The organism is Klebsiella sp. K-Nf6, from assembly GCF_002806655.1.
Lineage (GTDB): Bacteria > Pseudomonadota > Gammaproteobacteria > Enterobacterales > Enterobacteriaceae > Klebsiella > Klebsiella variicola.
Genome location: NZ_PIBN01000001.1, coordinates 684,271 through 696,520, shown reverse-complemented (window position 1 = coordinate 696,520; position 12,250 = coordinate 684,271). Strand labels below are relative to the sequence as shown.

Here is a 12,250-nt window from a genome sequence, read left to right as displayed (position 1 = left end):
AAACCGCTAGTGATGAACAGGCCAGAGCAAAGGCAGGGGCTGAGGCGAACGTACGGCGGATGAAGGATATCCGACCGGGCATTCGGTCCTGTCTGCAGACAGATGAAAGTGAAAGGCACAGGAGGTGCAATGAAGATTTTCCGCCCATTATGGCGCGATGGGGCTTTTCTGGTCCCGCAGCAGTTTCAGCAACAGGCCCGCTGGGACGCGCACGTCGCCGATACGGTCTCCCGCATGGCGCTCGCCCACCCGTGGGGGGTATTGCGCGCGGAGTTTGACGCCAGCGCGCTCACCCTTTCCCGGCTCAACGCCACCCGGCTGATCTTGCGTTTCGCCGACGGAACGCTGATTGACACCGAGCTGGCGGATATTTTACCACCGGTCCGCGATGTCTCGGGCGTGATGCAGGACAGCGTGGAGGTTCTGCTCGCGCTGCCGCTGCTCAGCGCCAGCGGCGGCAATCTTGATGACGGCCAGGAGAGCGCCCGCCCGCGCCGCTGGCGCGCCGAGCAGGTGACCGTGCAGGAGCTGGCCGGCCATGAACGCAGCGAGCTGGCCGTCCTGCGGCACGCGCTAACGCTGCGTCTCTCCACCGAGGAAAATGCGGCCTTCCTTACCTGCCCGGTAGCGCGTCTGGTGCGCGATGCCCAGGGGCAGTGGATCGTTGACCCGGAATTCATCCCGCCGCTGCTGTCGATGGCGGCAAGCCCGACGCTGGTCAGCGAGCTGGGTGAGCTATTACATCGCCTGCAGGCCCGACGCAGACGCCTGATGGCCATGCGCCGTGAAAGCAATGCGCGGATGGCTGATTTTGCCGTGGCGGATGTTTCCCTGTTCTGGCTTCTCAACGCGCTGAACAGCGCCGAGCCGGTGCTCAGCGAGCTGCATCAGGACCCCTCGCGCCATCCGGAGCTGCTCTATCGCGAACTGGCCAGGCTGGCCGGCAGTCTGCTGACCTTCTCTCTTGAATATCATCTGGAAGCTATCCCCCGCTACCGGCATACCTCGCCGGAGCAGGTATTCCCGCCGCTGTTTGCCCTGCTGGATACGCTGCTCGAAGTCAGCCTGCCCTCAAGGGTGATCGCCATCGCTCTGGAGCAGGGCGCCGACCGGGAGATCTGGCGGGGGAGGCTGCACGATGCGCGGCTGCGCGAGGGGGCGGATTTTTATCTGTCGGTGCGCTCTTCACTCCCCCCTCACCAGCTACAGAGCCGCTTTCCGCAGCTCTGTAAGGCGGGTAGCCATGATGATGTCGCCGAGGTCGTCAATATTGCCCTCAGCGGCATCGCGATCAAACCGCTGAGCCACGTGCCGGCGGCCATTCCGCTACGTCTGGAAAACCAATATTTCGCTCTGGATCTTTCCACCGATGCCGCCCGCGCGATGCTGGAGGCCGGCAACTGCACCTTCTATACCCCGGAATCGCTTGGCGACGTGAAACTTGAACTCTTTGCGGTACTGCGCTCATGAATACCTCTGAAAGCGATCTGATCAACAAAACTTTTTACCCGGGCTGGCTGATGGTCAGCCAGTTACGCTGCGGCCAGCCGGTGACCGATGGCGAGGCGCTCTATCGTCAGGCCTGTCGATGGGTGACCGAGGCGCGCGAGGCGCTGACGGCGGCAGGAATCAGTGACACCAGCGCTGAGCAGATGCTCTATGCCTACTGCGCGCTGCTCGATGAGAGCGTCCTCAACCGCGCCAGTCAGGATGATGGCTACCGCAGGTGGCGCAAGGATCCGCTGCAGGCGCGTTTTTTCAGCACTCTCAACGCCGGGGAAGAGCTCTGGGAACGGATCCGCCAGCTGCTGCGAGAGCCCACGGCGGATGCGGCAGTGCTGACTTGTTTCTATCGTACTTTGCAACTGGGGTTTGTCGGGCAGTACCGCGCTCAGGATGACGAACGACGTGAGGACGTGGCGCATGCGCTTGGCGCGCGGGTCCCGCCGTTCAGCATGACCCAGGAGGCGCCGGTGGTGGTTCGAGCCCCCCGGCTGCGCAGCGGACGGCGGATGTACTGGTGCGGCTGGGCGGTTGGCATTGTGGCGCTGGCGGCGCTGTGGTTGACCTTCTCCTCCGTGCTGTCACAGATGGTGGCGCAGATAGCAGGGCAGGGATAAGAGATGCGTGATAACGCCCGTCGTCTGCTTACGCTACTGACCGTCATCCTGGCCCTGTGGCTGGTGCTGGGCTTCTGGCCGCTGTCCATCGGCAACCAGGTGATCTTCAGTCTGTGCATCCTGCTGGCGGGCGGCGCGGCGCTCTGGCGTCAGCGTCGCCGGGCAGTCAGCCGTCAGCGATCGGAAATCGTCCTGCCGCCCGAGGATTTTCAGGGGGCGGTGGTTCTGGTCTGCGGGGATACCGACAGTCTGTTTCCCGGGCGTTCGGCGCACTGCGAAACCTGTCACGGCTGGTATCTACGGGGAGACAGCGCGGAGCAGTTGCCGCTGCTGGCGCAGTACCTTGCGGCGGCGCGTCCGGCGCTGGTATCGCAGGTTTCCGTGCTGCTGGCGGTGGTACCGGAGCACCACCCCTCCGGGGAGCAACTGGCGCAGTCGCTGCGCGACTGGCGACGGAGTATCGTTCAGTGCCGAACCTGGCTAAACGGTCTGCCGCCGGTGTGGAGCGTGTTCTGGGTGACGCCGCCTGGCGGCCAGGCAGGGGAAAGCCGCTGGTTTACCGTCACGCCGGAGAGGCCTGGTCTCCAGGTGCAGCAGAAGGGGCAAGCGCCCCAGTCGGTTGCCGAGTGGCAGCGGGAGGGCAGCCCTGCCTCACGCCTGCATCAGACGCTGTGGCTGGAGAGCATTCTGACCTTGGCCGAAAACGCTCTTTTCCGGCCATTCCGCGCCCGGCAGGCGGAACTTCCTCCGCTGAACCTGTGCGCCGCGGGCATCTGCCTGACACCGATGGTAGCGGCGGCAAATAACCTCTGGCAACAGCAAATCGCCGGGATCACCACGCTCTCCCCGGGCAACGCCGCGGCGCCAGGTCCTCACCCGCTGCCGGATCTTCTTCTGTCGTCACTGCCGCACCGCCACGGGGTCAGCCGCCGGATGCGCGATGCCGGTCTTGCCGCTGGCGTGGGCTTCCTCTTTCTGGCGCTGGCGATGCTGGCTTCCTTTATCAACAACCAGCGCCTGGTGCGCAGCGTCGGCGATCATCTGGCGGTGTATCACCGCCTCAGCGGCACGCCGCCGACGCCGAAGCTGCAGGCGCAGCAGCGTCTGCGTACCGACAGCCGCCAGCTGGATGACTGGCTGCGCCGGGGAGAGCCGTTGCGTTACCGGCTGGGGCTGTATCAGGGGATGCGGCTGATCCCCTTCGTGGAAGCCGCTATCAATGACTGGGCGCCGCCCCCGCCGCCGCGTCCGGTCATTAAGCAGGTTGTGCAGGGGCCGCAGACGATCCGCCTCGATAGCATGGCGCTGTTCGATACCGGCAAATCGACGCTGAAACCGGGTTCGACAAAGCTGCTGGTGAACTCGCTGCTGGGCATTAAGGCGAAACCCGGCTGGCTGATCGTGGTGGCAGGCCATACCGACAGCATCGGCAACGATAGATCCAATCAACAGCTCTCCCTGAAGCGTGCCGAGGCGGTCCGCGACTGGATGCGCGATACCGGCGATGTGCCGGAGAGCTGTTTTGCGGTGCAGGGCTACGGCGCAAGTCGTCCTGTCGCCAGCAACGAGACGCCAGAGGGGCGGGCGAAAAATCGCCGGGTGGAGATCAGTCTGGTCCCGCAGAAGGACGCCTGTCTGACGCCGGGCACGGCTAATACGTCAGGAGCCGGGGCTGACGCCTTAAAAAACGAAACCGAGTAACCCGCGAACCCGATCGCGGACGTTGAATAACAATCTGCCTGCCTGACCCTGTGCGCTACGGGTTCCTGATAAACAGGAAACAGCGATGGGCGGTAGCGTGCCTGCAGCCAGTCAATCTTGTCGGCAAAGCGGGGCCTCTGCGGGGATGAAGCGCAGGAAAGAGGGGATAAAGGCGCTCAGCATAGATAGCGCTAAGGACATTGCCAGAGAAATGCTGGCGGCGATAAACGTTGAAGGTTCCGGTTTCTGGCTGCTTTTTTTATTTCTCAGTCAGTGAATATAAATATCTCTGGGGTTTCCTTTTAGTTATGAAATTCCTGGTGGGGTATCTGAGATATCGATATGCACATAAATATATTTATGATGAATGAGATGATTATCATTAAACAAAATTAAACAGTGCATCCTGTTAATTGATTTTTGGTGGTCATTACTGCGGAGTAAAACAGGAATATAATGGATACCTTTTCAATAATTACCGGCACCACCCTTAACCGTTACCAGCTGGATATTCCTTCATGTACCGCATCGCTGGATGTGGAAGAATTCAGTGGTGCAGAAAAGCTGAGTGATCTTTATTATTACACCATTACGTTTACCAGCGCAGAGAAAAACATCGATGCTGCACAGTTCCTGAGCAAACCCGCCATGCTGACGATGGGCGGCGGCGCACTGCAGCAGCTGGCGGACTGCAAACGCGTCCATGGTGTGATTACCACCTTCCGGCGCGTCAATCGTTCTGAAGATCAGTCGACCTATCAGATAACCCTCCAGCCGTTTCTCTCCCTGCTGGATAAACAGTTTCGCAGCCATCGTTTTTTCGTCAACAAATCGGTGCCGGAGGTGGTGGAGCAGGTATTGCAGGAACATCACCTGCATGACTGGGAGTATGAGTTTAATCTCAAGCAACACTATCCGCGGCGCGAGCAAATTAATCAGTATCAGGAGAGCGACCTGGCATTTATCCAGCGTCTGCTGGCAGAGGTGGGGATATTTTATTTCTTCACTCTGCAGGAAGAGGCCCAGAGCGAAGTGGTCCACTTCGCCGACGCGCAGCGGGCGCTGATGTTCGATAAGACACTTCCTGTAAACAGCCCGTCCGGGATGAGCGACAGCGGTGCGGAATCGATATGGGGTCTGAACATCACGCACAACGTCGTAGAGGCGAACGTCACTACCCGGGATTATAACCCCCGCGATGCGCAGAGCGTTCTCCAGTCGGCAACAGCGGATATGACCCGGGGAAATGGTGAAGGCCTCACTTACGGTGAGGTATACCACTATAAGCTTCGCCACCGGGAGCGTGGCGATAAAATCGACCCGCAGACGGAGACCGCCAACTTTTATGCCCGTCTCGACCATGAGCGTTTTCTGGCTCACCAGACGCTCATTACCGCGAGCAGTACTGCAGCCTGGCTGGCGCCGGCTCAGGTGCTGACCGTTACCGACAGCCTCCCACCGACCCTGCCTGCGCCCGTGCAGGATCCGCTGTTAATCACCGGCACCGGTTTTACCGCCAGCCGCCGGGAGGCGCTGCGGGTGACTCTGCTGGCGGTGCCCTACAGCGAAACATTGTGCTGGCGTCCGCCGCTGCTGCCGCGCCCGAAGGTGACTGGCACCATGACGGCGCGGGTGACCAGCGCGAAGGCGAATGATATCTACGCCTGGCAGGATGCGTCCGGCCTGTACCGGGTGAAATTTGACGCTGACAGAGAGGAGAAAGGGCAGGGTCAGGAAAGCATGCCAGTGCGTCTCGCCAAACCCTACGGCGGCGACGTGTACGGCTTTCACTTCCCGCTGATCCAGGGCACGGAGGTGGCGATTGCTTTCCACGAAGGCGATCCCGACCGGCCGTATATTGCGCATGCGCTGCATGACTCGCGGCATGTCGACCCTGTGACGGAGAAAAACAGCACCCGCAATGTGATTCGTACTCCGACCAACAATAAGCTGCGAATGGAGGATAAGCGCGGCGAGGAGCATATCAAGCTCAGCACCGAGTACGGCGGCAAGACGCAGCTGAATTTAGGACATAGCGTTGATGCCAGCCGCAAGCTTAGGGGGGAAGGGTTTGAACTGCGTACCGATTCGTGGGGAGGGATCCGGGCGGGGAAAGGGATATTCATTACTGCGGACAGCCAGACTGAGGCACAAGGGAAAGTGCTGGATATGGCTGCGGTACATTCCTTGTTGACACAAGCCGTTAGTCAAATGGAGTCTCTTTCACAGGCAGCATCAGCAGCAAAAGCACAGCTCTTGCAATATGAGCAACAACAGGCACTGATGGAAGAGAAGTTACTTGCGCTAAAGCAGGCTGTATTACTGATGAGTGCACCAGAAGGTATTGCTTTAGCCAGTGGAAGTCATCTTCAGGCAGTTGCAAGCGAAAATATTTATATGACTGCAGGGCAAAATGTTGAACTGGGAGCAAAGAAAAATATTACTCTTGCCGCTTCTGAAAAAATATCAATCTTTACCGAAACTGAGGGCATAGAAGCTATTGTAGCCAAAGGCGATCTAATATCACAGGCTCAGTCAGGAAATATTGAAGTAATAGCTAAGCAAAATATTTCGCTGACCAGTACAACAGAGGGGATGACTTTTACAGCGGCAAAAACTTTAACGTTTACCTGTGCTGGCGGGGCATACATTCGCCTGTCCGGAGGAAACATCGAGTTAGGCTGCCCTGGTGATATTATGATGAAGCAAAGTAAGCTTCTCTACAGTGGCCCAGCTTCTATGCAGTCAAATATTCCAGAACTTCCTGATAGTGGTCCACAGTCAATGAGTTTTATGCTGTTAGATGCTCTTGGTAATGCTGCGCCATCTTCTATGAAAGTGAGTCTTTTTGATAGTAAATCAAAAGAACAAATATGGAGTTCTGCTTTTAATGATGGAGAGTCAGGTTGTTTTGAACCGCCTGAAAGTGAAAATTTTCATGCAATAATTGGCGATGATAAATGGACGAGCCTTTTTTCTTATAATGATGAGCATGATATTGAGGATGAGACTGATGATGACCTGGATTTCGATGAACATGGTCCGCAATATGATGGTGAATTAAACGAACAAGATAAGGAATAGCCATGGAACAGTATACAGTTCAGAAGGGTGACAGCCTGTGGAAAATCAGTCGTAAATTCGGAATTGATGTTAATGAACTGGCCAATATTAACGGTCTTCTCACTAAAGCAGAGCAGCATATTATCCAGCCCGGTCAGGTATTGAGTTTACCATCAAAAGACAAAGTTTATGATACTCAATTGACTTTGAGGATTTGCGATCTCGTCTGGCGCCCGCTTGGCGATGCAAAACTCAGACTCACTTTTGATGGTAAGACGTATGATTACGTAACAGACAGCACTGGTGTTGTCGCTGGTCTGCTTATTGAAGACAGTACCAAAGGTATAAAGGTTGAACTGCAACATTTAAATAAAAAAGAATACATTCTGATTGCCGACCATAAAAAATTGCCTTTGGGGACGTTAAGCCTGCGGATCTCGTCCAGGGAAATGATAATCAAAGGGAGTACCAGTGTTAAAAAGGGCACCCAACAATCGAGTAAGCAACAGGAAAAAGAAAAAGCGAAACAGAAAGGTGGCTCATCTGCTTCCAGTCCATCAGAAAACAAAACCAAAGAAAGACAGACTCCTTCTGTAAACCAGACCACCAGGACTGAAGGCGGCGCACCCACCAGTGTGAGTAATATCGGTAATGTCAGTGAAGGGTTACGCCTTCCTCCAGAGGCAGAACAATATCGAGATTATATCATTGAAACAGCGAAAAAATATGAATTCCAGCCAGAGGGACTTTCTGCATTAATTTATGCAGAGTCAAGATGGAAAGCAAATGCGACCAATCCTACTGGTTCTGGAGCGGTAGGGTTAGGACAGTTTAAACCTGATACATGGTTATCTTACTGCACTAAACCTGAATCCAAGGTTTATCAGTTTATAACAGAAAAATACTCATACCAAAAATTAATATATAGAGATAATAAACTTTTTGGCGAGTCAGTTGACGGAACTATAACGGAAATCGATACAGATACTGTTTTATCTTTACGGGTTAATGCAGAATACAATATTGATATGATTGGATTGTATGATCGAAAAGGGATTGACTCACTTAGTTTAAAGTTATCAGCAGTTAGTGCTCTTGAATCAGATGAATTAGTTAAAATAGCTTACCTTGTTCATATGAATGGGGCATTTGGCGCATATGACATTATTATGAATGGGAAAGAAACTCCTGGAAAAGGCGAAAAAATCCCGACTAATATTGTTTTCTATAACCGACTAATTGGTAATTTAAAAGATAATGAGATGATAATTAGGTATTATTCTATTGATAGTACATGGAGGACCGCTTTTGTTGCATGGATGGTCAATTATTTCGATTCAATTATCGTACCTGATCATTACCGAATTGAACCGAAGATGAAAAATTACTCCACCAAAGATATTATTCAGAAACTTAATTCTACGTACATTCTAAATACGGATTTACCTCCAGTAACTATTACGAATTCGCAGCCAAGAAATACCCCATCTCCTTCTGTAAACGTTGAGGGGAATACATGGAGTAATCCACTTTCTGTTTGCCGGATTCGTACTCATGCTCTTCCTCGAGTCCGTAGTGCTACTTTTAAGGGATGGAGAACTCGCTCTAATGGACGTCGTTATCAACACCAGGGCTTGGATATAGAAGCTGCGCCAAATACACCAATATTTTCAGTAGCAGATGGTCGCATCGCTTTTATAATTGATCCTCCTCGTAGTGATTATGGCAGACAGTTGTGTATTATTGTTCAGATTGACGATCTTCCACTAGAGAAGGCGTTGCTTTGTAGATGTAATGATAGTGAAATTAGTGAGGTTTATTTTTTCTACGCCCATCTGTCTGCAATTCATTCTGGTTTAGAAAGGGGAGACCATGTACGTTGTGGTGAATTATTGGGAGAAACTGGTTGCACAGGTAATGCCAATGGAATGACCAGTATAGCTTTAGGTGCTCATCTCCATTTTGAAGTTAGAGTAAAAGAGAGACCTGGTCCTGGTATAGCAAACAGGCTTGATCCTGCTCCTTTCATCGATGGGTTTAATTATCCTTAATAAGAAAATGAGAAATGAGAATTTTTATTAAATATTCTTTCATGTCGCTTTTATTTTTAGAAGCGGCAAGCTTACAAATCTGTTATGCGTCAGATAACTCAGTATCCAGCGTCAACTCGGATACAAATTCCATGACATTCTCGGAGATTTTTTCAAGACAGGAACAACAACGTGTTGATGAGGAATATCGCGGTGATTATCGTAATTACAAAAATAAGCAAAATAATTTACCTGATTCTCAGAGGAGCAAAGTTTTTTCAAGTAATGAATATTGGTTGGTAAATAAAGAACAGGATCTATGGCTTGGCTTGTTTGATGGAAAAAATATCAAAGTGCCAGCAAACTATTACAAGGACATTCCTAATGGTGGGTATCATCAACAACGAATATTAAGAGTTAAAAGAAAGGGTAAAATTTCACAATTTTTATTGCAACGTGAAACTAATAATTACCCATCTAAATGTCTCAGTGTAATAAATAATATAGTTTTTGACTCTTCATTATATACATATTTTTACTCTGGATGTACTAGTTTTAGTTTTGAACCTAACTCAACCCGCCATAGCATATTATATGATATTTTACTATATGATAAAATATATGATGCGATAATTGTGCTTGATTCAATATCTTATTCAAATCCTGAAGATCTTAAATATATAAAAGAATCTTTGGTGTCAATAAATGGATACTATCGGTATGATGCGCTTGACGTTGCATTTAGAATAATCGCAAAAGATCAGATCGTTATTGTTGACCCTGACACAGGAAAAGCTTTACCTAAGGTACCAAAAACTGATGACAAAGGGAAAATCATCTTGATTAATGGAAAGCCAGTAATGGTTGATGACCCTGATGGCTATAATCCTGTCATTTTAAAAAGGCTTCCTGAAGTTACTATTTTTGATTAATATCTTTATCAATTATTTTGATTATCCATAGGATGGTAAATCATGAAATATTTTGTTTTATTTTATTTTTTGATATCAACACAATTTATCCATGCTAGCGATAGAAATGATGAGATACTCTTTTCCAAGAGTGACCCTGGAAATCTATTAGATCGAGATGCAAACGAAAGATATCATGATCAATTTATTGATTTTAAAACAACTCAAAACAATCTCCCAGATATAAAGAGAAATAAGTCTTTATTTTCCAATCAGTATTGGTTGGTAAATAAAAAACAGGACTTATGGATTGGGGTGTTTGATGGGAAATATGTAAAAATACCCGCAGGTACTTATGTTAATATTCCTGGTGAAACGTTATTTCCTGAAAGCATAATTCGAATAAAAAGAGGAGGTAAAATATCTCAATTTTTATTACTAAATAGTAATTGTACATATCCATCCGTTTGTGTCAATCGAAGAGATGGGATATTATTTGATGCTCATGATTATATGGTTTTTTATACTGGATGTGCCCGTGATGATAGATTAGCCTCTAAAAAATTAAGCGTTTTTTATAATATACTATTTTACAGTAAGACATTTGATACAATATTGCGGCTTGATGAATTCCCTGATTCTGCATTGCAGGGCGAAAGTATCAATGTTTTCAAAACATCTATTGAAAAAGTTAAAGATTACTATATCGATTATAGTATCGAGTCGGCATTTAAGTTTACAGGTCCAGATCAGGTTATCGTTGTTGATGAAAAAACTGGAAAACCTCAGGAGAAGGTTCAGGAAACAGATGATAATGGAAATCCTGTCATGAAAAATGGTGAACCGGTTATGATTGATGATCCCGATGGATTCCAACCTGTCATTTTAAAAAGACTTCCTGAAGTTACTATTGCCAATTAATATATCAGACTGAATAGATTAGAATATGAAAAAAACTATTTGTGTAGGTGATAAAACATCTCATGGTGGATCTGTCTTAACGGGCTCATCTCAGATAATCATTGATGGTAAATCTGTGGCACGTAAGTCTGATCTGGTCTCATGTCCAACACACGGTGTAAATAGTATAAGTGAGGGAGATGAAAAACATTGCGATAACGGGTTAGCTGTTGCGTTAGAAGGGCATCGCTGTTCATGTGGCGCTATTCTTATTTCCACCGGTTCGCGTGTTTTAAAGGAATGAATTTATGCCAGTAAATATTTTTGATATTCCTTCGGAAGAGAAAACATCCCAAAAAACATTATCATTATGGGTTGAATTCGGAATTTGTGTTTGTATTCTTGCTGTATATGTATGTGTTTTTTTGGTTTATTTTCCTGAGTATTTATCAAAAAATAATTATGCTTTCTGGTCTGAGTTATTGCTGGTGCCGCTACTCTTAAGCGGGGCTGTATTTTTCTTCAGAGTTATAATATGGAATAATGAGAATATCGAAACAGTTTACTGGAATAAAACTCGCCTGGATTATTATCAGGAGTTGCTTCAAAAAGGAAGGGCCTATCTTGAGGTCATTGAGTTACAGGTCAGATTGCCTGATTTAAATGGTGGTGTGACTAATATCATAGAGGGGGATTTATTGCCTGTTCGCTATGCACCAAAGTTAACGCATATGTCCAGATATCTTAGTTTTAATTCCCCAATAAATGAATTAAATAGCATTCATCAAATACAGGATAGAAATGCTATTTTATTTAATAAAATAATGGGATTTCTAATTAATGATATCCATATGCATATAACCCTTTTGCCTAAATATGTTAGGGTAAAAGTGATATGCGCTCTTAATGATAATTTAAAACCTCTGATGGAAAAGATTTGGCAAGAACGACTTGATAATATATATCCGGGGGGGGATATTGAGTTTAGTAGAAACTTATCTGAATCCATCGATAACTTGCTGGATAGCTCTTCTGATGAATATATAGTTCTTATTGCCGCCAGTTTTTATGGCGCAGAATTACTTGACGATGAAATCGACGATAAATCTGAATCTGTGATGTTTTTGTTGGGAAGACTGAGAAATGATGGTGAGACTGTTGGTCACTCATCTTTAGGGGCTTTTTTTCGACCAGAATGTGATTGGGTAGGAATAGATAAATCGCTCCTTTGGGGAAGGGTTAATGAAGGGAGGCGGCTATCTGGTGTTATATATTCTGGGTTGAATGAAGAAGAGCTTAAAAAAGTGGTGTTAAAAACAACAGATGTAATGTCGGAAAGTGCACTTTCGTCGTATATATACGTTGATTCAGACAACTATTTATGTAAATGCCCGCCTCTTACCGAGTTTTTGCAATTGAGTTATGTAAATGAGCATCTTCCCCCAGGACAGTATTTATTGGTAAATAAAAATAATGATGTTTTGAACTCTCATTTGTTTAACTCGGTTGCCAGTGTTTAGAGGTT

General features: G+C 48.6%; 9 protein-coding genes and 1 pseudogene. All 10 read left to right on the top strand.

Going from position 1 to position 12,250, the window contains the following annotated elements:
- Positions 1–129 precede the first annotated feature (129 nt).
- Positions 130–1,470, top strand: a complete 1,341-nt coding sequence (gene tssK / locus CWM61_RS03415) for a type VI secretion system baseplate subunit TssK (RefSeq protein ID WP_100630694.1) — start codon at positions 130–132, stop codon at positions 1,468–1,470.
- On the top strand, positions 1,467–2,120 hold the full coding sequence (gene tssL, locus CWM61_RS03410) for a type VI secretion system protein TssL, short form (protein ID WP_100630693.1): 654 nt from the start codon (positions 1,467–1,469) through the stop codon (positions 2,118–2,120). The genes tssK and tssL overlap by 4 nt, the downstream gene beginning before the upstream one ends.
- 3 nt (positions 2,121–2,123) lie before the next feature.
- Positions 2,124–3,821, top strand: a complete 1,698-nt coding sequence (locus CWM61_RS03405; protein ID WP_100630692.1) for an OmpA family protein — start codon at positions 2,124–2,126, stop codon at positions 3,819–3,821.
- Positions 3,822–4,002: 181 nt separating this feature from the next.
- Positions 4,003–4,127, top strand: a pseudogene (locus CWM61_RS29015) (hypothetical protein).
- A 150-nt stretch (positions 4,128–4,277) separates the two neighbouring features.
- Positions 4,278–6,905, top strand: coding sequence for a type VI secretion system Vgr family protein (locus CWM61_RS03395; RefSeq protein ID WP_100630691.1), 2,628 nt, complete (start codon positions 4,278–4,280; stop codon positions 6,903–6,905).
- Positions 6,906–6,907: 2 nt separating this feature from the next.
- Positions 6,908–8,935 carry a peptidoglycan DD-metalloendopeptidase family protein gene (locus CWM61_RS03390; RefSeq protein WP_072122331.1) on the top strand — a complete coding sequence of 676 codons (2,028 nt, stop codon included), beginning with the start codon at positions 6,908–6,910 and terminating at the stop codon, positions 8,933–8,935.
- Between the two features lie 14 nt (positions 8,936–8,949).
- A complete protein-coding gene (locus CWM61_RS28765) occupies positions 8,950–9,846 on the top strand; it encodes a hypothetical protein (RefSeq protein WP_165785237.1) in 897 nt (298 codons plus the stop codon).
- A 42-nt stretch (positions 9,847–9,888) separates the two neighbouring features.
- On the top strand, positions 9,889–10,746 hold the full coding sequence (locus CWM61_RS29775; RefSeq protein ID WP_023285292.1) for a hypothetical protein: 858 nt from the start codon (positions 9,889–9,891) through the stop codon (positions 10,744–10,746).
- Positions 10,747–10,771: 25 nt separating this feature from the next.
- Positions 10,772–11,029, top strand: a complete 258-nt coding sequence (locus CWM61_RS03380) for a PAAR domain-containing protein (RefSeq protein ID WP_071787515.1) — start codon at positions 10,772–10,774, stop codon at positions 11,027–11,029.
- A 4-nt stretch (positions 11,030–11,033) separates the two neighbouring features.
- Positions 11,034–12,245 carry a hypothetical protein gene (locus tag CWM61_RS03375; protein WP_023340371.1) on the top strand — a complete coding sequence of 404 codons (1,212 nt, stop codon included), beginning with the start codon at positions 11,034–11,036 and terminating at the stop codon, positions 12,243–12,245.
- Positions 12,246–12,250: the final 5 nt, after the last annotated feature.